We start from the raw sequence: 23,032 nt of genomic DNA on the forward strand, positions 1-23,032 counted from the left end.
TTACATCCATCCTATTGATTTTGGTAGCCAAAGGGCTATTTCTGGAAATATCATCACTAATGCAATTACAATAATTTGAATTGCAATAAATGGCAATACTCCTTTATAAATTTCCATAGTTTTTATCTCTTTTGGAGCTACTCCTTTTAAGAAAAAGAGTGACCAACCAAAGGGTGGGGTTAAAAATGATGATTGAAGGTTTAAGGCTATTAATATCCCTAACCAAATCATATTTATATCAAGTGCATGAAATATTGGTAAAACTAATGGTAAAACAATATATGATATTTCAATCCATTCTAAGAAAAAACCTAAAATGAATAAAATAAGCATCATAAATAAAATTGAACCCCACATTCCCCCTGGTATTGCTGCAAAAAGATCTTCAACTAAATAATCCCCGTCTAAAGCTTTAAAACTAAGTCCAAAAACTTGAGAAGCGATAAGAACAAACATAATCATACCAGTCACTTTCATAGTTTCATATAAAGTTTCTTTTAAAATTTCTAAATTTAGTCTTCTACTTAAAAATACAATTAAAAGTGACCCAATAGCTCCCATAGAAGCAGCTTCTGTAGGAGCTGCAAGTCCACCAATAATTGAACCTAGAACAGCAAAAATTAAAAGAAAAGGTGGTGCCACCGATTTAAAAAACTCTATCCATAATTCTTTTTTAGAATAAGAATCTCTTTCTTCCTTATCAATAGGTGGAACATGATGAGGTGCAAACTTACTTAAAATTATAATATATAAAATATAGCAAACTGCTAATAATAATCCCGGCATTAATGCAGCAGCAAATAAAGGACCTATAGCTTCTCCACTAATATCAGCTAATAAAATTAAAACTAAACTTGGAGGTAAAATTTGCCCCAATGTTCCAGATGCACATATCGTACCGCAAGAGACACTATGGCTATAATTTCTTTTTAATAATGTAGGTAAAGCTATCATTGTAAGTGTTACAACTGTAGCTCCGACAATTCCAGTAGAAGCACCCATTAAAATACCAACAACAATAATAGCAATTGCCATACCACCAGGTTTTTTACCTGAAAGTAAACCTAAAATATCTAACATCTTTTCTGCTAAACGGGATTTTTCTAAAAGTATTCCCATAAAAACAAATAGTGGTATTGCAAGAAGAGTATAGTTTGTAAGTACTCCAAAAATTCTTGATGGTAATAAATTAAATAAGTTTAAATCTGCTCCAATTACTCCAAATAGTAGTCCTGCTCCCGCAATTGAAAAGGCAACAGGAACTCCTAGTAGGATTAGACCAAATAAAGATATAACCATCAATATTGCCAATATCTGTGGATCCATAAATTAAATCTCCTTTCTTAATTGTCTTATAGACCTTAATAAAACTGCAAAACCTTGGATACAAATAAGTATGAAGCCTAAAGGAATTAAAGATTTAACCAAATATCTATATGGTAATCCTCCTGGATCAGGAGATACTTCACCTGTAGTATAAGATTGCATTACATAGTCACTAGATAAATAGATAATAAAAAGTGAAAAAGGAATGATTATAAATAAAGGTATTAATAAATTCATCCATTGTTTAACTTTTTTACTATATCTATTATAAAAAAGATCAACTCTTACATGTTCACCTTGTTGAAAAGTAAATGCTGAACCAAACATTGCAATTGCAGCTAAAATATGCCATTGAAGTTCTTGTTCAGCAATTGAACTTATATGAAAAAAATATCTAAGAAGAACATCTCCTGCAACCATTAAAACTAAAATAAAAATTAGCCAAGAGCTAATTTGCCCGATACGTTTTATGAACGTATCTAGCTTTTTTGAGAATAAAAATACATAAATCATGATGACAACTTCGTCATTACGACTTCTTCACTTTTATTTTGCCAATCATCATGCATTGCTTTAAAGGCAAAATAACTATCATGTACTTTTTTAACTAAAGGATCTTTTGCAGTTAAGTTATCGTAGGTTTTAAATGTTACTTCCTTAAGCTTTTTAATAACTGAATCAGGAAGTGTACGTGCTATTACACCCTCATTGTCTACTAAGTCTTTTAATGCCTCTGAGTTATTTGCTTCTGACCAAGAAAGCCCCATTAAATTACATTCAGCTGCAACACTTTTTACAATAGCTTTTAAATCTTCAGGAAGTGCATTCCAAGCATCTTTATTAATAAGACACTCTGTTGTATTACTTGGTTCTCCCCATCCTGTTGTATAGTAATTTTTAGCAGCTTTATGTAATCCCATTCTTCTATCTTGAAATGGTCCTACAAATTCAGCTGCATCTATAACTCCTCTTTCTAAAGCTGGAAAAATTTCTCCTCCTGGAAGAAGCTTAACTCCAACACCAAGTTGCTCTAAAACTTTTCCTGCAAGTCCCGGAACTCTCATTCTTAGACCTTTTAAATCTTCAACACTTTTTATCTCTTTTTTAAACCAACCTGTCATTTGTACACCAGTATTACCTGCTGCAAGTCCTATTACATTAAAAGGTTTGTATACTTCATCCCATAATTCTTGTCCTCCACCAAATTGAAGCCAAGCATTAGTTCCTTGGAAGTTCATACCAAATGGTACTGCTGTAAAATATTGTGCAGCAAAAGTTTTACCTGCCCAGAAGAAAGAGTTTCCCCAGTTCATTTGAATAGTTCCTTTTGATACTGCATCAAAACCTTCCATTGCAGGTATAAGTTCACCAGCAGGATAATGTTTAATTCTTAACCTTTTATTGGATAACTCCTCAACTCTTTTACAAAAATATTCAGCACTTCCTGGTCCTTTTGAATAAAAAGGAGCTCCTGCTCCGTAACAATTGGTCATTTTCCATCTAAAAGTTTTTTTTGAATCTGCACTTGCAATTGAAGGTACTGCAATTGCTGCACCAATAGCTGATAAACTTGTTTTCTTTATGAAATCTCTTCTATTCTTAGTCATTTTTTTTCCTTAGCTCTTAATAATTAAGATTCAAGTAGAATCCACCTTCAGACATTACTCTTGTAGCTAGAGTTTAAATATATTTGTTATGGGTATTTTATACTTTGTAGCTTTCTTTGTAAAGATATTTTTTAGCATTAATTGTACATCTAATTTGTATATATTTTATATAGAGTATGTTTAAATTATATGCATATTTATAATTAAATGAAAAATTATATTGATTTTAAATAGTAGTTTTTTATAGGAAATATTTATTTTGTAATTTTATTTATGATAAGATACTGCCCATTAAACCTTTGTATAAAAGCATTTATTTAAGAATAAAATTTGAGTTTAAGGCATAAAATGAGAGTAGAAATAAAACCAAAACCTCTAACAAGAGAAGCTTTTGAAAAATTTGGGGAAGTAATAGAAAAAGAAAATATGGACTCTCTAGTCATAAATAGAGGATATGCTGAAAAGTTTGAAGTTTGTAATATGGATACAAATGAGGAAAATGGTAATTTATGTTTACATATATATATAGGAAAAAAAAGAGAATTCCCATTACATATTGATATGTTAGAAAAACATCCTTTTTTTTCTCAAACTTTTTTACCAAGAAGTAAAGAACCCTTTTATAGCGTAGTTGCTTTAGGTGGTAGAGAACCTGACTTATCAACTCTTGAAGTTTTTGAAACAAATGGTGAACAAGGAATACTTCTTAATAAAGGTACTTGGCATTTTTCTTTACTTTGTATAAAAGATAAAGAAGAATTTTTTGTAATAGACAAAGTAAGTACTAAGCAAAAAGGAAAAAATTTAGTTGAATGTATTGAACATAATATAGAAGACAAAGAGATTTATTTAATAAAAGAATAAATTAGCTAAGTAAAATAAGAAATAGAAAGAATAAATGAGTATATCAATAGCTTTTGAAAATGAAGTATTTTCATTAAATAAATTACAACTTCCTAGTCGATACTACTATTTTAATGAAATAGAAAACTATGTAAAATTACTTAGTATAGGTGAAGGAATTTTTCCAAATGATAGAATCAAAACAAATGTATTACTTGAAGATTCAAATGCAATTCTAACTACAGAATCAGCAACAAAAGTATATCCATCAAAAAAAGATTTTGGAATAAACTATATAAATATAAAACTAAAAAATTCAAATTTTGAGTTTTTAAATGATGAACTAATATTATATAAAAATTCAAAACTTCTACAAATACTTAGAATAAATGCAGATGAAAACTCTACATTTTTTTATAGTGATATTTTAACTCAAGGTAGAAGTTATGAACACTTTGATTTTGATTCAATGTTAGTTAGGAATAAGTTTTTCTGTAATAAAGAGCTTGAATATTATGAAAACTTTGAAGTCTTAGGAAAAGATTTAAAAGAATATATAAAACGCCATGAGAGTGGAAACTATATCTATTTAAAACTTTATATTAAAACAAAAGATAATGAAGCGTTTTTAAAAATTTTACATAAAGAAGGTTTTGATTCATTTACTTTTTCAAAGTCTAAGAAAATCATTTTAGGCTCAATCTCTTCAAGTGATATGATTGACATAAAAAATAAACAAAAAGAACTTTGGAATATATATAGAAAAAATATTGACAAAAAAGAGTTTAATTTAGGGAAACAGTAACATAGTTAAAAAACTATGCTTAACTGTCTAATAATAATTTATCATCATCTAATTCTTCGCCATCTTTTCTTGCAAGGGCAAATAAATTAAGTAAATCTTTTACTTCATAATCAGATCTTTCTTTACCTTCTAAATCAAAGATAATTTTACCTTCGTGTAGCATGATAGTTCGGCTCCCATGGTCAAGAGCTTGTCTCATAGAATGAGTAACCATCATTACTGTTAAGGATTTTTCTTCAACAATTTGTGAAGTAATATCCATAATAAGTGCAGCTGTTTTTGGATCTAATGCAGCTGTATGTTCATCTAAAAGTAAAATACTACTTGGTTGTAAAGCAGACATTAAAAGACTAACTGATTGTCTTTGTCCCCCAGATAAAAGCCCCATTTGAGAATTTAACCTATCTTCAAGACCTAGATTAAGTCTACTTAACTGCTCTTTAAAAAGTTTTCTAAGTTTACTATTTAATGCTAAAGATAAAGTACCTCTTTTCCCTCTACCGTAAGCAAGGCACATGTTCTCTTCAACTGTTAAATCACCACAAGTTCCAGCAAGTGGGTCTTGAAATACTCTAGCAATATCTTTTGTACGACCTGTTGCAGGTAATGATGTTACATCTCTGTCATCAAAAAATATCTGTCCATGAGTTGCTTCAATATCACCTGCAATAGTGTTAAGTAAAGTTGATTTTCCTGCACCATTTGAACCAATAACAGTTACAAATTCACCAGCAGGTATAGTTAGATCAATACCTCTTAAAGCTAACTTTTCAGTTGCTAAGCCATGATTAAAAGTAACATGTAAATCTTTACAAGAAATCATACTCTTTTCCTTTTTGCTTTTTTTGCTTTGTATTCACTACGTAGTTTTGGGAATATTAATGATAAGGTAACAAGTACAGCTGTAAGTAGATTTAAATCAGAGGCTTGGAAACCTAAGAAGTCTGCATTAAGTGCCATCGAAACGGCAATTCTATAAAGAATAGAACCAATAATACAACTTAATACAATAACTAACATAGATTTTGTTCCAAATAAGGATTCACCTATAATAACCGCAGCAAGTCCTACAACAATAGTTCCAATCCCCATTGTTGAATCAGCAAAACCACTAGTTTGTGCAAATAAAGCTCCTGCAAGTCCTACTAAACCATTTGATAAAGCTAATCCCACATAAACTTTTTCTTTTACAACAATACCATTTGCTTGGGCCATTCTTTTATTAGAACCCACAGCTCTCATTGCTAAACCATATTGAGTATATAAAAACCAAGCTAATAATAAGCCTCCAATTATTGCACAAACAGCTACAAATATAACTTTTAAATACATAGCTGGAATCCCTAAACCTTCAAATGGAGTTAATACAGTAGGTTCCATGATTAAAGAAACATTTGGTTTTCCCATTACACGAAGATTTATTGTATATAAAGCTGTCATGGTAAGGATACTTGCAAGTAAATGAAGAATATTAAAACGTAAATTTAACCAAGCTGTAACAAGACCAGCACTTGCTGCTGCAAGTGTACCTACTAAAGTTGATAAATAAGGATTTACCCCCGAGACTATTAACGCAGCAGTTGCAGCTGCTCCTAATGTAAAACTTCCATCAACAGTTAAATCTGGAAAATCTAAAATACGAAAAGTAAGATAGACTCCCATAGCAACTAAACCATAAATGAAACCTATTTCAAGTGTTCCTAAAAAAGCATAAAGTGACAAATCAACAACTTTTAATTATTTGATAATTTTAGTAGCTTTTTCAAGCACTGCTTTTGGAATTTCAATACCCATTCTCTTAGCCATTTTTGGGTTAACGTAAAGGTCAGTTCCCTTTGCCATTTTTACATCAATTGAACCTGGTTTTTCACCCTTTAAAATTCTTACAACAATATCACCAGTTTGACGACCTAAATCAAAGTAGTTATAACCAACAGCAGCAATTGCTCCTCTTTCAACTGTACCTGTGTCACCAGCAAAAACTGGAACTTGTGCATCAATACCAACTTTTACAACTGATTCAACAGCTGAGATAATTGTATTATCAATTGGACAGTAAATCGCGTCTACTTTACCAACTAATTGTTTAGCAGCAATCATTACATCAGAAGATTTTGGAGCAGCAGCTTCTACAATTTTAATACCCATTTCTTTTGCTACTTCTTTAGCACTATCAAGCATTGAAACAGCGTTTGCTTCACCTGGATTATATGGAATACCAATTGTTTTTAGATTTGGTATAAACTTTTTAATTAAAGTAAAATGTTCTTTAAGGTTAGCCATATCAGACAGACCTGTAACATTTCCCCCAGGTTGTTCTAATTTTGGAACAAGTTTTGCAGCTAATGGATCTGTAACAGCTGAAAATACAATAGGGATTGTTTTAGTAGCTGTAGCTGCTGATTGAGCAGATGGTGTTGCAATTGCAACAATAATATCAGGTTTATCTCCTACAAGTTTTCTAGCAATTTGTGAAGCAATATCAGGTTTACCTTGAGCACTTTCATAGGTAAACTTAAGTTTATCCCCACTATAACCATTATCATTTAATACTTGTTTGACTCCATCTCTTACTGCATCTAGTGCTGGATGTTCTACAATTGCAGTTGTTGCAATATAAACAGATTTTGCTTGTAAAGCAGAAGATACTAAAAGTGTCGACATTAGAGCACTTTTAAAAATTGAACTTAACTTCATAATGAATTCCTTGTAATGATTTATTTAAACTTAAAAATTTTTTTTAATAAAATTGTATATCTTTACAACTAAATGGTTACTTAGATGGAATGATAAAACTCGTATGAATACCCAATATAAACTAATAATTATTAAAAAATGACTATTATAATACTGAAGATAAAAAGTTTTTTAATTCATTTGTTTGGGGCTTAGCAAAAACTTCTTCACTCTCTCCTGTTTCCCAAATTTTACCATTGTGCATAAAAATAACTCTATCTCCAATGTCTCTTGCAAAGTTCATTTCATGGGTAACTAAAATCAAAGTAATTCCCTCTTTTGCTAACTCTTCTAATACTTTCAAAACTTCACCAACTAATTCAGGGTCAAGAGCAGATGTAATCTCATCACAAAGCAATACTTTTGGAGACATAGCTAAAGACCTTGCTATTGCAACCCTTTGTTTTTGTCCACCTGATAAACTTTCTGGATATTGATCAAAAAACTGATCCATACCAACTTTTTTTAGGCATTGTATTGCTAGTTTTTTTGCTTCTTCTTTACTTTTCCCAAGTATTAATCTTGGAGATAACATCACATTTTCACCAGCAGTTTTATGTGGATATAGATTAAAACTTTGAAATATCATTCCACAAACTTTACTTATTTTTTGAAGTTGTAGATCATTTGTAGTAACCTCTAAATTACCAACGACAATATTACCCTTTTGATGTTCTTCAAGACCATTTATACATCTAAGAAGTGTACTTTTACCTGAACCAGATCTTCCAATTATAGAAAGAACCTCTCCAGCTTTAACCTCTAAGTCAATACCCTTTAAAATATGTTTCTCTCCATAATATTTATGTACACCTTCTAAACTAACTAGCGACATTTAATTTCCTTTCTAAATATTTACTATATTTTGTAAGTGGGAAACAGATTACAAAATATAAAATGGCAACCATTGTAAACACTTTAAATGGTTCAAATGTTGCATTGTTTAACATAGTTCCTGCTTTTGTAAGTTCAATAAATCCAATAATTGAAGCTAAAGCTGTTCCTTTTACAACTTGTACAGAAAATCCTACAGTTGGTGCTGTTGCTAATCTAACTGATTGGGGAATAATTACATGAAACATTGTTTGATAATAATTTAATCCCATTGTTTTACAAGCTTCCCATTGTCCTTTAGGAACTGAATCTAAGCAACCCTTCCAAATTTCACAAAGAAAAGCACTTGTAAATAGGGTTAAAGCTAAACTAGCTGCAGTCAATTCGTTAACTTCAACACCAATTAGTGATAATCCAAAAAATGCTAAGTATAACTGCATTAATAATGGAGTTCCTTGAAAAACTTCTATATATATTTTTATTAATATTGATAAAAAACGATTATTAATCATTCTTAATAATATTAAAATTCCTGCAACTATTCCTCCTCCAATAAAAGCAATTAAAGACAATAAGATAGTCCATCTAGTTGCTAATAATAGATTATGAAAAATATCTAATGTTGAAATATCAGCCATATTAATTTCCTTCTTTTACAGCATTTATTTTAAATAGTCTATTACTTATAAGACTAAGTATAAATCTTAAAATGATTGCAAAAACTAAATATATTGCTGTAACTATAAAGTATGGTTCAAAGCTTAGAAATGTACGAGATTGAATGAAGTTAGCTGAAAAAGTTAATTCTTCTACAGAGATTTGTGATAAAACAGATGAACCTAACATTACAATTACACATTGACTTATCAAAGCTGGTGATATTTTATGAAAAGCTTGTGGTAAAATTATATGGATAAATATTTGTGACCATTTTAGTCCCATTGTTTTACCTGCTTCCCATTGTCCCTTTCCCGTTGCTTCAAGTCCAGCTCGTATGATTTCTGTTGAATAAGCTCCTAAGTTAATAATCATTGCAATTATTCCAGCTTCTATGGCTGTTAATGTAAAACCAATTGCTGGTAAACCAAAAAAGATAAAAAATAGTTGTACTATAAATGGAGTATTTCTTATTATTTCAACAAAAGCATTTACAAAACTTTTTAGAGTTTTATTTTCTCCAATTTTTATTGCAGCTCCAAGAATACCTAATAATAGACCTAAAATTGTTGTGAAAATTGTTATTTTGATAGTTAGTTGTATACCTTTAATTATCACTTCATAGTATGGGAAAACTCCCGCAAAATAGAATTCGTAATCCATAATTCTTCTTCCTTTCGAGTAATGATTGATATTTAAAATAAATTTAAACACCAATCATAAAATGTATTATAAATCTTTTGGAAGATCCATTTTGAACCATTTATTTGAAATTTCATTTAATTTCCCATTCTCTTTATTTTCTTTTATAAATTCATTTATAAATTTCATAAGCTCTGGTTCATGTTTTTTTACTCCTATGTAACATGGGTTATTAACTATCATGAATTTTGTCAAAGCTTCTTCTTTTCCTGGATTTTTTCTAGCCATTTCACTTACTATTACATTGCCTGTAGCAATTAATTTTACTTGACCTGAAAGGAAAGATGAAGTTGTCATATTATTATCTTCATATCTTTTAATGGTAACTGATGAATCAACTAATTTTGATAATTCAATATCTTCAATAGTACCTCTAGTAACACCTACTATTTTACCTTTTAAATCTACTGGTGACGAAACTTTTACATCCTTGCTTCCAAATACACCTAAATAAAATATTGCATATGCATCTGAAAAATCAATTGCTCTTGCTCTTTCTGGATTTTTACCCAAACTTGATATTGTCAAATTTACTTTCCCTGTTTGTAAATAAGGAATTCTATTTGCACTAGCAACTGGAATAAGTTCTAACTTTACTCCTAACTTTTTTGCAATGAGATTCGCAGTGTCAACATCATAACCTTGTATACTCATATCTTTTGAAACAGAACCAAATGGTGCAAAATCCTGAGGAACTGCAATTTTAATAACACCTTTTGACTTGATATCATCTAATTGATTTGCACTTAATAATGAAGCACCTAATAATGCACCTGTAACTAAACCCTTAAGTAATGTATTTTTAAACATTTAAAATCCTTATTTTATAAAATTGTGAACAATTATTGTAAACATTTTAATAATAGATTAATATGTTTAATTAGTCAACATATTATTTGTATATATAGTAAACATATATTTATTAAATTTAAGAGTTTTAAAAATGTATATTTTGTAGACAATTATTGTCTACAATAAATGTCTACAGTCTGATATTATGTTTCATGTTTTATCAATGATAAATATTAAATAAATTAAGGAGATAAAATTATGAAAAGATTTCTGAAAATTGGTTTAGCAGTTGGAATGCTAAGTAGTACTCTTTTAGCACAAGAGAGTATAAAAATTGGTTTTGTTGGTACCTTATCAGGGGCAAATGCAGCTTGGGGTACATCAAATGTAAGGTCAATGGAAACATCAGCAGACATTTACAATAAAAATGGTGGAGTTGAAATTGCTGGTAAAAAATATAAAGTAGAGATTGTACCTTTTGATGACGCCTTTGATCCAAAGATAGCTGTTGCAGGTATGGAAAAAATGGCACAAGAAGGTATTAAATATGTTGTTGGTCCAAATGATGATGCCCAAGCAATTGCAGTAAAACCAATAGCAGAGAGAAATAAAATTGTATATTTTCCATATGCCTTTGATAAAAGTTTATATGTAAAACCAGCAAACTATGCTGTATTTGGAATGATTGCTTCATATCAATGGGAACCATCAGTTTATAAATGGTTAAAAGATAATAAAGATGTTAAATCTGTAGCATTTATTGCAGCAAATGCAGCTGATCCATTAAACCAAAGAGATAATGGTATTAAAATCGCCCAAGACTTAGGTTTAAAAGTTGTTGAAGCAAAAGCTACATATAAAGCTGACACTAGAGATTTCTTTTCAGTAATTACTCCAATTATTAAGAAAAAACCTGACCTTTTAGTTCTATCAGGAGTATCTCCTGCTACTGCGCCACTTATTATTAAAACAGCAAGACAATTAGGTTTTAAAGGTTATATGGCAGCAGGAACTGCTCTTGATGCAAGTATTTTAAAAGAGGGTGCTGGAGATGCAGCAAATGGATTTATTTGTCAAGGTGGAGCAGATGCTTCTATTCAATCAGAGAAAATGGAAAAATGGGTTGAACACTATACAAACAAATATGGTGAATACAATGATGAATCAAATACTAAAGTATTTGCATTAGAGTATATTTTAGCTGTATTAAAATCAAATCCAAAAGCTATCAATGATGCAGATGAGTTCTTAAAAACTGTAGATTCAGGTTGGTCAGCACCAAATCTTTTTTTCAAAGATGAAAATGCAAAACTTAAATTTGTAGGTAAAACTACATTTGGTCAAAATAGACAATTAGGAGTTCCTTTAACTCCAAAAATTTATAAAGATGGAAAGTTTGAAACACTTTTCGTAGGTCAAGCAGATTAATTTAAAAGAGGTATCTTCTGATACCTCTATTTTTAGAAAATAGGAAACTCATTTTATGGAACAAATATTACTAAATGGTTTAATTACAGGTGCTCAATATGCCCTTATAGCCTTAGGTTTAACGCTAATATTCTCACTTATGAGTATATTGAATTTTGCTCACGGACAAATGTATGTATTAGGTGCATTTGTAACTTACTATGTTTATGGAAAACTTGGACTTCCTTTTATTGTAGCTATTATTGCTTCGGGTTTAACATTAGCACTAATAGGTGCCATATTTGAAAAATATCTTTTCAATACTGTCTTAAAAAGATCTGTTAGAGAAGAAAGCTCAATGCTTCTTGCTGCTGGTACTGCTTTTTTCTTAGATTCATTAATACTAATTGTATTTGGAGAAAAACAACGAAGTGTTCCAGCACTTGTTGATGGAGTATTTTTTGGTGAAGATTATGGAATAGATTTGATTATTCCATATAACAGAATTGTAATAGGATTAATTGCAATAGTTTTAATTGTTTCATTTATTCTTTTTATGCAATATTCAAAACCAGGTCGAGCTATGAGAGCTTTAGCACAAGATAAAACTGCATCTCAACTAATGGGTGTTGATTTAGATAAATATAGTTTGTTTGGGTTCGCACTTGGAGCTATGCTTGCAGGTGTTGCAGGGAGTTTATTAGTAACTATTACAGGGGTAAACTCTGGTATTGGAGGAGGTATCTCTATTCAAGCTTTTACCATGATTATGATTGGTGGTGCTGGAGTTATTTCAGGTGCTATTTTAGGTGGATTTATTTTAGGTTTAGTTGAGGCTTTTGGACTTTATTATCTTCCAGGAGATGTAACTTACCTTACTATATTTGTATGTTTAATGATATTTCTTACTCTTCGTCCACAAGGACTTATGGGTAAACCTTGGGGGTGATTTGTGGAAAATAAAAGTTTTATATTAAAAGTAATAATTGCATTAATAGTTTTATTAATTGTTATACCTAGTGTTTTAGTTTTAACACAAAGAAATGATTACCTTTATGGTATCACCTCAGTTGCTGTTCTTTCTATGATTAGTGCAGGAGTTTGGTTAACTTTTTATATGGGAAGAATCAATATTGGACAAGGAGCTTATGCCCTAATTGGAGCATATACAACTGCTGTTTTAGTTACCCAATTAGGTTTATCTTTTTGGATATCTATTTTTGTAGCAGGTTTTGTAGCAGCTTTCTTTAGTATTCTAATAGGGATACCTATTTTAAGATTAAAAGGGGTGTATTTTTCTATGATTACACTAACTTTAACAGAAGTTGCAAAACTTCTAGCAATAGCTTTAGTTCCAATTACAAATGGCCCTAGAGGGATTACAAATATTCCATTACCAGGGGAACTTAGTATTTTTGGACTAACACTTATTCCAGATTTTGCCACTATGGAAAACAGTAAAATTGGATTTTATTATCTTGCAGTAATTGCTATGATTATAACTTTTGCAATAATGTATAGACTTACAAAATCAAGAATGGGGATTTTACTTAGATCTTTACAACAAAATGAAGAGTTAGCTTCCTCTTTTGGGGTAAATATTGCATATTTAAGAGTTATCTCTTATGCCATTGCTTCATTTTTTGGTGGAGTTGGAGGAGCAATTTTTATAAACCTAACCCAATCAGTTTATCCAACTACTTTCCAAGTAGCTGACTCAATTAACTATATGCTTTATACATTCTTAGGTGGTTTAGCCTATGTATTTGGCCCAATATTAGGTTCTTTTGTATTGTATTTTTCTTGGGATTTATTATTTATATTCAAAGAGTATCAATTATTAATTTACTCTGGGATAATGATTATTTTAATGGTATTTTTACCAAATGGAATTTTGAGTTTAAGGTTTAAAAAATGAAAAAAAGAGTTTTAGAAATAAACAATCTAACAAAAAAATTTGGTTCTTTATATGCTGTAAATGATGTCACCTTTGAAGTTTATGAAGGGGAGATTTTATCTGTAATTGGTCCAAATGGAGCAGGAAAATCAACAACATTTAAACTAATCTCTTCTTTTTTAAAACCAAGTTCTGGGGAAGTGATTTTTAATAGAGAAAAGATATCTGGTTTAAAACCACATATTGTAGCAAGAAAAGGAGTAGTTAGAACCTTTCAAGAAACAACAGTTTTTAAAAGTATGAGTGTTAGGGACAATATTATTATAGCCCACCAATTACAAGCAAAATCAAATCTTTTAGGGTTTTTCTTTAATACAAAATTAGCAAAAGAAGATACTCAAAGATTTGGTAAATCTGCCGATGAGATTATTGAGTTTTTAGGCTTAAGTGATGTTAAAGATGAGCTTGCATCAAATCTTCCCCATGGATTATTAAGAGCTTTAGGAATAGCAAATGCTTTAGCTTGTAAACCAAAAGTTTTACTTCTTGATGAGCCTTTTGCTGGAATGAATCATGATGAGACAAGAAGATGTATGAATATGGTAAAACAGATTAAAAACTCTGGTGTTACTGTACTTTTAGTAGAACACGATATGCCAGCAGTTATGGAGATATCAGACAGAATTGTAGTTATTAGTTTTGGAGAAAAAATAGCTGAGGGAAAACCTGAAGAAATCCAAAAAAATCCTAAAGTAATAGAAGCTTACTTAGGTGTAGAAGATGAAGAGTTAGGAATATAAAATGGCATTATTAGAGTGTAAAGATTTAGAAATAAATTATGACCAAGTAAGAGCAGTAAAAAAAGTTAGCTTAAGTCTAGAAGAGGGTGAAACAATCACTTTAATTGGTGCAAATGGAGCTGGAAAATCTTCTATTCTAAAAGCAATAACAGGTCTTAAAAAACCAAGTTCAGGTGAAGTGATTTTCAATGGTGAAAGTCTAAATGGTGTAAGTCCTTCTAAAATAGTTGAAAAAGGGATTGCAATGACCCCTGAGGGAAGAAGAGTATTTCCTTATATGAGTGTAAAGGATAATCTTCTAATGGGTGCTTTTACTAGAAAAGACAAAGATGGAATTAAAGAGGATTTAGAAAAAGTTTTAGAAAAGTTTCCAAGACTTAAAGAAAGATATAAACAACAAGCAAGCACTATGAGTGGAGGGGAGCAACAAATGATGGTTATTGGACGTGCTCTTATGTCTAGACCCAAAGTTTTACTAATGGATGAACCAAGTCTTGGTATTGCCCCAAAACTAGTTCAAGATATTGCAAGGTCAATTGTACAAATCAACAAAGAAGACAAAGTATCTGTTATCTTAGTTGAACAAAACTCAAGAATGGCACTTAAAGTTTCAAATAGAGCCTATGCAATGCAATTAGGTGAAGTTTTATTAAGTGGACAATCAAAAGATTTAATGCACGATGAAAGAATTATTGAACTATATTTAGGGGGAACTCACTAATGAAACTAGCAATTATAAATCCAAACTCAACAGAATCTATGACAAAAAAGTGTGAAGAGCTTGCTTTAAAATTCAAAAACCCTGACACAGAGATTTGGGCTTCAAACCCAACAAACAGTCCAAAAAGTATCGAAGGACACTATGATGAAGTAAAAAGTTTGATGGGCTTACTTGATGAGATAAAAAAAGCAAAAGAGTGGGGAGCTGATGCTTTCGTTGTCGCTTGTTTTGATGACCCAGGATTAGAAGCAGCTAGAGAGCTTGTAGATGGTCCAGTTATTGGAATATGTGAAGCAGCTATGCATATGACTTCAATTGTTTCTTCTAGTTTTTCTGTGGTTACAACTCTTAATAGATCAGTTCCGATTATTGAAGAGTTATCTCACAAATATGGTATGGATAAATTTTGTAGAAAAGTAAGAGCAGCTGATATTCCGGTTCTTTCTTTAGAAGATGGCACTTGTAATGCAATGGAAAAAATAGAGAGTGAGATTTTAAAAGCAGTCAAAGAAGATAATTGTGAAGCTATTATTTTAGGGTGTGCGGGAATGGCTGATTTAACAATTGAATTATCAAAAAGATGTAATATTCCAGTTGTTGATGGTGTATTGTGTGCAATTAAGATGGCTGAATCAATGGTTGGAGCAAAATTAATGACAAGCAAAATAAATGCATATGCATATCCAATTTCAAAATAATTTTATATTGTATTCAATTTGATATAATATCAAAAACAATTAATTAAGGTTTTACATAATGAGTTCAGAAAATATTTTTCCAGTTGAGGATACTATTGTTAATTTTATTTTTGATGCAATTTTTACAAAAAAATTACATCCAGGAATAAAATTATCAGAAAGTGTACTTGCAAAAGAGTTAAATACAAGTAGAGATGTTGTAAGAAAAGCATTCAGCAAACTACAAACTATGGGTATTTTAAGTTATAAAAAAAATCAAGGTTTTAATGTAGTTTGGATTAGTGAAGAAAATGCAAAAGATATCTTTGCAACAAGAAAAATAATTGAAGTAGGTATTGTTGAAATTGTTACAAAAAGATATTCAAAAGAAAATTTAGACTTATCCTCACTTTTAGAAAATATTGATACTGAAGAGTATCTAAAACTATCACACAGAAATGGGGAGTATGTTAAATCATCTTGCGATTTCCATTTAAATTTAGCGGCATTAAGTAAAAATGAGTTTTTAATTAATGCCTTAAAACCTTTAATCCCTTTAAGTATACTTGCTGCATTGATTTATGAAGATGAAAATACAGAGTTTTCTTCTTACGATGAACATAGAGTTTTAATTGAGACAATTAAAAGTAATAATGTTAATAATGCAAAAAACGTTATGTCAGAACATTTAGACCATTGCCTTGATGTTTTAGATTTTAATTTAGATACAATTAATAAAAAGAATAAATTTCTTTTTGCTAACTAACTATTTGTATAACTTAATTAATTTTACCTTTTTTACTTAACTTTAAGACGAATGTATAAAAAATAAACAAAGATTGTCTACAATTATTGTAGACAATCTGATAGAATAATCTCATAAATAAATTATAAAAGTAGTTTTTGCTTTTTTATGAGAGAGAAAATGATTAATAACAATTATCCAAGAGATTTAATTGGTTACTCAAACGAACCAATAAATCCAAAATGGCCCAATGGGGCAAAAGTTGCACTTCAATTTGTATTAAATTATGAAGAGGGTGCAGAAAACTGCATTTTACATGGAGATAAGGCTTCAGAAGTATTTCTTTCGGAAATGAACAACCCACAAGCTTTTATTGGACAAAGACACAAATCTATGGAATCATTGTATGAATATGGTTCAAGAGTTGGTGTTTGGAGATTATTAGAACTTTTTAAAGAGTTTGACATTCCTATTACTATCTTTGCTGTTGCAATGGCTGTTGCTAGAAATCCTAAATTAGCCGAATACCTTGCACTTAACAATTATGACATCTGTTCCCATGGATATAGATGGATTAACTATCAACAAATAGATGAATCAATTGAAAGAGATCACTTATACAAAAGTATTGAAATTTTAGAAAAAATGATTGGAACAAGACCACTTGGTTGGTACACTGGACGTGATAGTGAAAATACAAGAAAACTTGTTGTTGAAGAGGGTGGATTTCTTTATGACAGTGATGCTTACAACGATGACTTACCATATTTTGCACCAGAAATCACAACAAAAGAACATTTAGTAATCCCATATACTATGGATAACAACGATATGAGATTTGTATTTGGTGGATTTTCATATAGCGAACAATTTTATAACTATTTAAAAGACAGTTTTGATGCTCTTTATTTAGAAGGTGCAAAATCTCCAAAAATGATGAGTATTGGTATGCATTGTAGAATCTTAGGAAAACCTGGAAGAATTATGGCTATGAGAAAGTTCTTAGAGTATGTAAGAGGTTTTGATGATGTGTGGTTTGCTACAAGGGGTGAGATAGCAAATCATTGGATTAATAATTTTAGTAACAAAGGAAGAAAATGATAAATGTTGCAAGCTGTGAATTAGGAACAGAAGTAATTTACACTACAGATGAGTTTTTTGCAAATGCAAATAGAATGTTACAAGAAACAGAGGCTGTATTTAAAGATGAGTTTGATGACAATGGTCACTGGATGGACGGTTGGGAAACTAGAAGAAGAAGAGATGGTGGAAATGACCATTGTATTATTAAACTAGGGAACCTTTCAAAAATCAACTCATTTTTAGTTGATACTTCGCACTTTAGAGGAAACTATCCTTTAGCAGTTGCTATTAAAGGTTGTTGTGTAAAAGACAAAGATGATAAAGCATTTTTAGAAGATATTGATAGTGTTCAGTGGGTTGAGCTTTTAGGTCAAAGTGATTTAGAAGGTCATACAAAACACGATTTTGCTTCTCTTTCTCAAACTGAATTAACTCACATAAGAGTTGATATCTATCCAGATGGTGGAATTGCAAGATTTAAAGCCTTTGGTGAAATTTGCTTTGATGAAAAACTTTATGAGCAAGAGAATATCAATGTAGCTTCAATGAGAAATGGAGCAAGAGCAGTTTATACAAACAATGAATTCTTTGGTCCTTTAAGAAATATTTTAAAAGATAATGAAGCTATCAACATGGGTGATGGTTGGGAAACTAGAAGAAGAAGAGAACCAGGATTTGACTGGGGAATCATTGAGTTAGCTAAGCCTGCAATTCTTGATAATATTATGATTGATACAAACTTCTTCAAAGGAAATTTTGCAGATAAATTTTCAATCAGCGCTGCATATTTAGAGGAGACAACAGATAGTTCAGTTGTAACACAAAGTATGTTTTGGGAAGAGTTAATTGCACCACAAAAACTTAAGATGCACAACAAACACTATTTTGATAAAAGTTTTTTAAACCATCAAAAACCAATAACACATATTAGAATAAATATTTTCCCAGATGGTGGAGTTTCAAGACTAAAACTATTTGGGAAATTTGTTAAAAAAGAAGAAATAAAGGCTTAATATGAGAGTGGAATTAAAGCCAAAATCTCTTACACAAGAAGCTTTTAAAAAGTTTGGAGAAGTCGTAGAGTTTGAAAATAGAGATTCAAAAATCATAAACAATGGCTACGCACAGAAGTTTTATGAGCTTTGTACAATGGATGCAAATGAAAAAGGAGGACGTTCTACTTTACATATTTATATAGGGAAAAGTAGAGAATTCCCTTTACATATTGATATGTTGGAGAAGCACCCTTTTTTCTCTCAAACTTTTATGCCAAGAAGCAAAGAACCATTTTTATGTGTTGTTGCATTAGGAGATGAAAAACCTGATTTATCAACAATTGAAGTTTTTGTTACAAATGGAGAGCAAGGGGTTTATTACAATAGAGGTATTTGGCATTTTCCATTAATTTGCTTAAAAGATAAAGAGCAATTTATTGTTATAGATAGAGCAGATAATAAAACAGAAGAACAAAAAATTGTCGAATGTATAGAATATGATCTAAAAAAAGAAAGTATCTATTTACTAAAGAGGTAATATGTTAGAAGAAAATGATAGTAAACCACCATAAAGACTTTTTTATTTCAATATTTTAATATTTCCATAAAAAAGTCATAACGCCAATTTGATTATATAAAAAGAAATATTAAAAAAAGGAATTTTATGGAGATGAAAACTTAGGTTCCATTACGAGATAACTATTGATAAAGACTTTTTTGTAGTGGATTTATTTATATTAAATATATTAGGAATTATTATGATAAATGATGTAAACAGTGACTCTTTGTCACCTACAAAAAAGAGTGAGAAAAATTGGAAATGGTTTGAAGTGTCAAATATCTGGGCAAATGATATACAAAGTCTTTTTGGATATACACTAGTTGCCTCACTTTTTATAAGTTATGGAGTAACAGGTTGGACTGCATTTTTTGCACTTATTGTTGCTGGATTATTGGTTACTTTTTTAGTAAATATTTCAGGTAAAGCTGGAGTTGACTATGGAATTCCTTATCCTGTTCTTGCACGTTCAAGTATGGGAGTAAATGGGGCTAAATTATCAGCTATTATAAGAGCTATAGTTGCTGTTTTTTGGTTTGGAGTTCAAACATATTTTGCTTCAACTGCCTTACACCTTTTAATTACTGCTTCTACAGGGATTCACCCTGAAGTTAAATTTTTAGGTATTGATTCAATTGGTTGGTTATCTTTTTTTATTGTATGGATACTTCAAATGGTGATTTTCTCAAAAGGAATGTCATGGGTATCTAAATTCTTAAATTTTGCAGCTCCTTTTGTTTATATCATTATGATTGGATTATTAGTTGTTTTATGGAGTAAATCTAGTGGAGATTTATTTAATGTTGCAAATAATATCTTCTCTCATGAAGGTTCAACTTTTAGTAGTGAAGTAAATGGTTTTTTTGCAATTCTAGGAACAATGATTGCTTATTTTGCAGCTGTTATGATTAACTTTAGTGACTTTTCAAGATATGCAAAAGATGAAAAATCAATGGTAGTTGGAAATTTTGTGGGACTACCTTTTAATATGGTTTTTTTCTCAGCTTTGGCACTTTTAATAACTGCTGGTTCAGTTGTAGTATTTGGTGAAAAACTAACAAACCCTATGGATATTGTTGAAAGAGCTGATAGTACAGTATTAAGTTTAGTTGCTGCAATTACATTTTTTACTGCAACTGTAGGTATTAATTTAGTTGCTAACTTTATTCCTGCTGTTAATGGTATCTCAAATCTTGCACCCAAAAAACTTTCATTTAAAAAATCTGGTGTAATAACATCATTATTTGCACTTGTGATTGGCGGATTTTGGGTAAGTTTTATTAGTAATGTAGGAATTAGTCCAATAGTAAATACTCTTGGTGCAACACTTGCTCCTTTATATGGGATTTTAATTGTTGATTACTATTTTGTTAAAAAACAAAAATTGAATATTGACTCGTTATATGATGAAAGTGAAAAAAGTGAATATTATTATGATAATGGGTGGAATAAAAATACAATTATTGCATTTTCAATTGGAGCAGTTTTTTCAATTTGCACCGTATGGGTTGAGAATTTGAGCTTACTTAATGGTTATGGATGGATTATTGGAGCACTTCTTGGTGGGGTAGTGCATTTAACTTTATCAAAAAATGAAACACAAAAAGAATTAGCTTTTATCTAAAAGGAAAAATATGTATATAAAAATAAATAATTTAAATATTGATGAAAAACTATTAAATTTAATAAACGAAGAGATTCTTCCACAAACAGAAATCAAAAAAGCAGATTTCTGGAAGAATTTTGAAGATATTATTAATCAATTAACTCCTGAAAACATCTCTTTACTAAAAAAAAGAGATGAACTTCAAGCACAAATTGATACTTGGCATAAAACTAATAAATACGATGAAAATAGTTTTGATGAGTATAAAAACTTTTTAAAACAAATTGGTTATTTAGTTGAAGAAAAAGAAGAGTTCAAAGTAGAAACACAAAATGTAGATGAAGAAATAAAACTTCAAGCAGGACCACAACTAGTTGTTCCAGTTAAAAATGCTAGATTTGCTTTAAATGCTGCAAATGCTAGATGGGGAAGTTTATATGATGCTCTTTATGGAACTGATGTAATCTCAACTGATGGCGAACTAGCAATTACAAAAGAGTACAATGAAAAAAGAGGAAAAGCAGTTGTAGATTATGCGAAAGAGCATTTAGATACAGTTGCACCACTTAAAGAGGGAAGCTATAAAGATGCAATTTCATATAAAATAGTTGAAGAAAAATTAGAAGTAGAGTTTTCAAACACTACAACAACTTTAGAAGATGCTTCAAAACTAGTTGCTTACGAGGGTGAAAAAGAAAACCTAAAAGCATTAGTATTTAAAAACAACAATCTTCATGTAATTGTTGAGTTTGACAAAGAAAGCTTTATTGGAAAACTTGATGTTGCAGGGGTAAAAGATATAGTTGTAGAAGCTGCAGTTTCTACTATTATGGATTGTGAAGACTCTATTGCAGCAGTAGATACCCAAGATAAAGTTGAAGTTTATAGAAACTGGTTTGGTCTTATGAAAGGTGATTTAGAAGACAGCTTTGAAAAAGGTGGCAAAACAGTTACTAGAACATTAAATGCTGATAAAAAATATAAAACTATAGATGACAAAGAGTTATTTCTACACGGAAGAAGTCTTCTATTTATTAGAAATGTTGGTCATCTTATGACAAATCCAGCTATTTTAGATAAAGATGGAAATGAAGTTTATGAAGGGATTATGGATTGTATGATTACAACTTTAGCTGCAATTCCTGATTTAACAAACAAAAACGAAAAGAAAAATAGTAGAACAAAATCTATTTATATAGTAAAACCAAAAATGCATGGACCCCAAGAAGTTGCCTTTGCAGTTAAACTATTTGAAAGTGTAGAAAAAGCTTTAAATCTTCCAGAAAATACAATCAAAATAGGAATTATGGATGAAGAAAGACGAACTACAGTTAATCTAAAAGAGTGTATTAGACAAGCTTCTAAAAGAGTAGTATTTATTAATACTGGATTTTTAGATAGAACAGGTGATGAGATTCATACTTCTATGCTAGCAGGAGCCATGACACCTAAAACAAAAATGAAAAGTGAAACTTGGATAAAAACTTATGAGACTTGGAATGTTGATATTGGTTTAGAGTGTGGACTGCAAGGTAAAGCTCAAATTGGAAAAGGGATGTGGGCTATGCCAGATGAGATGGCAAAAATGATGCTTGAAAAAATTTCTCACCCAAAATCAGGTGCAAACACTGCTTGGGTACCATCTCCTACTGCTGCAACTTTACACTCAATGCACTATCATAAAGTTAATGTACTAAGTATCCAAAATGAGTTAAAAGGAAAAAGAAAAGCAAGTTTAAATGAGCTTTTAACAATACCTTTACTTAAAGAAGATTTATCAAAAGAGATTATTAAAAATGAAATAGATAATAACTGCCAAAGTATTTTAGGATATGTTGTTAGATGGATTGATGCAGGAATTGGATGTTCTAAAGTTCCTGATATAAATAATGTAGCACTTATGGAAGATAGAGCAACACTTAGAATCTCCTCTCAACATCTTGCAAACTGGATAGAACATGGAATTTGTACAAAAGAGGAAGTTTTAGAGTCTTTAAAACAGATGGCAAAAGTTGTTGATAAACAAAATGAAAAAGATACAAGTTATATAAATATGGCACCAAGTTATGATGGCTATGCATTTAAAGCAGCAAGTGATTTGATTTTTAAAGGAAAAGCTCAGCCTTCTGGTTATACAGAGCCTTTATTACATATGTACAGATTAAAGTATAAGAATAATTAGTATTCTGATTATAAAGTATACAGTTGAAGAAATAATAATCTTTTAGTTTTTGATACAC

The 23,032-nt window shown here is 30.4% G+C and carries 24 protein-coding genes; 14 read left to right on the plus strand and 10 right to left on the minus strand.

The genetic code is table 11. The annotated features are described in order from the left end of the window. Genes CP965_RS11505 through CP965_RS11515 form a run of 3 tightly spaced genes read right to left on the minus strand, consistent with a single transcriptional unit; the run spans position 1 to position 2,933 of the window. On the minus strand, positions 1 to 1,326 hold the full coding sequence (locus CP965_RS11505; protein WP_129062255.1) for a TRAP transporter large permease: 1,326 nt from the start codon (positions 1,324 to 1,326) through the stop codon (positions 1 to 3). A gap of 3 nt (positions 1,327 to 1,329) precedes the next feature. Further along, a complete protein-coding gene (locus CP965_RS11510) occupies positions 1,330 to 1,839 on the minus strand; it encodes a TRAP transporter small permease subunit (RefSeq protein ID WP_129062256.1) in 510 nt (169 codons plus the stop codon). Continuing rightward, entirely contained in the window at positions 1,836 to 2,933 is a 1,098-nt protein-coding gene (locus CP965_RS11515) for a TRAP transporter substrate-binding protein (RefSeq protein WP_129062257.1), read from the minus strand. The genes CP965_RS11510 and CP965_RS11515 overlap by 4 nt, the downstream gene beginning before the upstream one ends. A 348-nt stretch (positions 2,934 to 3,281) precedes the next feature. Here CP965_RS11515 and CP965_RS11520 point away from each other — a divergent pair, with 348 nt between their 5' ends. Next, on the plus strand, positions 3,282 to 3,797 hold the full coding sequence (locus CP965_RS11520; protein ID WP_129062258.1) for an ureidoglycolate lyase: 516 nt from the start codon (positions 3,282 to 3,284) through the stop codon (positions 3,795 to 3,797). A 34-nt stretch (positions 3,798 to 3,831) separates the two neighbouring features. Next, complete coding sequence (locus CP965_RS11525; protein ID WP_129062259.1) at positions 3,832 to 4,581, plus strand: urease accessory protein UreD; 750 nt, start codon at positions 3,832 to 3,834, stop codon at positions 4,579 to 4,581. A 19-nt stretch (positions 4,582 to 4,600) separates the two neighbouring features. Here the strand turns inward: CP965_RS11525 and CP965_RS11530 are convergent, their stop codons facing one another. The 7 genes from CP965_RS11530 to CP965_RS11560 form a co-directional block, all read right to left on the minus strand. Next, positions 4,601 to 5,404, minus strand: coding sequence for an ABC transporter ATP-binding protein (locus tag CP965_RS11530; protein ID WP_129062260.1), 804 nt, complete (start codon positions 5,402 to 5,404; stop codon positions 4,601 to 4,603). Then, positions 5,401 to 6,303 carry an ABC transporter permease gene (locus CP965_RS11535; RefSeq protein WP_129062261.1) on the minus strand — a complete coding sequence of 301 codons (903 nt, stop codon included), beginning with the start codon at positions 6,301 to 6,303 and terminating at the stop codon, positions 5,401 to 5,403. The genes CP965_RS11530 and CP965_RS11535 overlap by 4 nt, the downstream gene beginning before the upstream one ends. A gap of 15 nt (positions 6,304 to 6,318) precedes the next feature. Continuing rightward, a complete protein-coding gene (locus CP965_RS11540) occupies positions 6,319 to 7,278 on the minus strand; it encodes an ABC transporter substrate-binding protein (protein ID WP_129062262.1) in 960 nt (319 codons plus the stop codon). A 145-nt stretch (positions 7,279 to 7,423) separates the two neighbouring features. Continuing rightward, complete coding sequence (locus CP965_RS11545; protein WP_129062263.1) at positions 7,424 to 8,152, minus strand: amino acid ABC transporter ATP-binding protein; 729 nt, start codon at positions 8,150 to 8,152, stop codon at positions 7,424 to 7,426. After that, positions 8,139 to 8,789: an amino acid ABC transporter permease gene (locus CP965_RS11550; protein ID WP_129062264.1), complete on the minus strand. Its 651-nt coding sequence runs from the start codon at positions 8,787 to 8,789 to the stop codon at positions 8,139 to 8,141. The genes CP965_RS11545 and CP965_RS11550 overlap by 14 nt, the downstream gene beginning before the upstream one ends. 1 nt (position 8,790) lies before the next feature. Beyond that, entirely contained in the window at positions 8,791 to 9,471 is a 681-nt protein-coding gene (locus CP965_RS11555; RefSeq protein ID WP_129062265.1) for an amino acid ABC transporter permease, read from the minus strand. 66 nt (positions 9,472 to 9,537) lie between these two features. Beyond that, on the minus strand, positions 9,538 to 10,320 hold the full coding sequence (locus CP965_RS11560; protein WP_129062266.1) for a transporter substrate-binding domain-containing protein: 783 nt from the start codon (positions 10,318 to 10,320) through the stop codon (positions 9,538 to 9,540). 240 nt (positions 10,321 to 10,560) lie between these two features. On the opposite strand from CP965_RS11560, the gene CP965_RS11565 reads away from it, so the two are divergent. The 12 genes from CP965_RS11565 (at position 10,561) to CP965_RS11620 (ending at position 22,974) form a co-directional block, all read left to right on the plus strand. After that, positions 10,561 to 11,730, plus strand: a complete 1,170-nt coding sequence (locus tag CP965_RS11565) for an ABC transporter substrate-binding protein (RefSeq protein ID WP_164971023.1) — start codon at positions 10,561 to 10,563, stop codon at positions 11,728 to 11,730. Positions 11,731 to 11,785: 55 nt separating this feature from the next. Continuing rightward, positions 11,786 to 12,658, plus strand: coding sequence for a branched-chain amino acid ABC transporter permease (locus CP965_RS11570; protein ID WP_129062268.1), 873 nt, complete (start codon positions 11,786 to 11,788; stop codon positions 12,656 to 12,658). Positions 12,659 to 12,661: 3 nt separating this feature from the next. Beyond that, on the plus strand, positions 12,662 to 13,627 hold the full coding sequence (locus CP965_RS11575; protein WP_129062269.1) for a branched-chain amino acid ABC transporter permease: 966 nt from the start codon (positions 12,662 to 12,664) through the stop codon (positions 13,625 to 13,627). After that, entirely contained in the window at positions 13,624 to 14,406 is a 783-nt protein-coding gene (locus tag CP965_RS11580) for an ABC transporter ATP-binding protein (RefSeq protein ID WP_129062270.1), read from the plus strand. Before CP965_RS11575 ends, CP965_RS11580 begins: the two co-directional genes overlap by 4 nt. 1 nt (position 14,407) lies before the next feature. Then, positions 14,408 to 15,127, plus strand: a complete 720-nt coding sequence (locus CP965_RS11585; RefSeq protein WP_129062271.1) for an ABC transporter ATP-binding protein — start codon at positions 14,408 to 14,410, stop codon at positions 15,125 to 15,127. Further along, positions 15,127 to 15,825 (plus strand): aspartate/glutamate racemase family protein, encoded by a 699-nt coding sequence (locus CP965_RS11590; protein ID WP_129062272.1) that lies wholly within the window; start codon positions 15,127 to 15,129, stop codon positions 15,823 to 15,825. The genes CP965_RS11585 and CP965_RS11590 overlap by 1 nt, the downstream gene beginning before the upstream one ends. Before the next feature lie 58 nt (positions 15,826 to 15,883). Then, positions 15,884 to 16,570: a GntR family transcriptional regulator gene (locus CP965_RS11595; protein ID WP_129062273.1), complete on the plus strand. Its 687-nt coding sequence runs from the start codon at positions 15,884 to 15,886 to the stop codon at positions 16,568 to 16,570. A gap of 159 nt (positions 16,571 to 16,729) precedes the next feature. Next, complete coding sequence (puuE, locus tag CP965_RS11600) at positions 16,730 to 17,650, plus strand: allantoinase PuuE (RefSeq protein WP_228712719.1); 921 nt, start codon at positions 16,730 to 16,732, stop codon at positions 17,648 to 17,650. Then, on the plus strand, positions 17,647 to 18,645 hold the full coding sequence (alc, locus tag CP965_RS11605) for an allantoicase (RefSeq protein WP_129062275.1): 999 nt from the start codon (positions 17,647 to 17,649) through the stop codon (positions 18,643 to 18,645). The genes puuE and alc overlap by 4 nt, the downstream gene beginning before the upstream one ends. 1 nt (position 18,646) lies before the next feature. Further along, positions 18,647 to 19,165: an ureidoglycolate lyase gene (locus tag CP965_RS11610; RefSeq protein ID WP_129062276.1), complete on the plus strand. Its 519-nt coding sequence runs from the start codon at positions 18,647 to 18,649 to the stop codon at positions 19,163 to 19,165. A gap of 220 nt (positions 19,166 to 19,385) precedes the next feature. Further along, a complete protein-coding gene (locus CP965_RS11615; RefSeq protein ID WP_129062277.1) occupies positions 19,386 to 20,810 on the plus strand; it encodes an NCS1 family nucleobase:cation symporter-1 in 1,425 nt (474 codons plus the stop codon). Between the two features lie 10 nt (positions 20,811 to 20,820). Then, positions 20,821 to 22,974 (plus strand): malate synthase G, encoded by a 2,154-nt coding sequence (locus CP965_RS11620; RefSeq protein WP_129062278.1) that lies wholly within the window; start codon positions 20,821 to 20,823, stop codon positions 22,972 to 22,974. Positions 22,975 to 23,032 lie beyond the last annotated feature (58 nt).

Source organism: Halarcobacter mediterraneus, from assembly GCF_004116625.1.
GTDB classification, from domain to species: domain Bacteria; phylum Campylobacterota; class Campylobacteria; order Campylobacterales; family Arcobacteraceae; genus Halarcobacter; species Halarcobacter mediterraneus.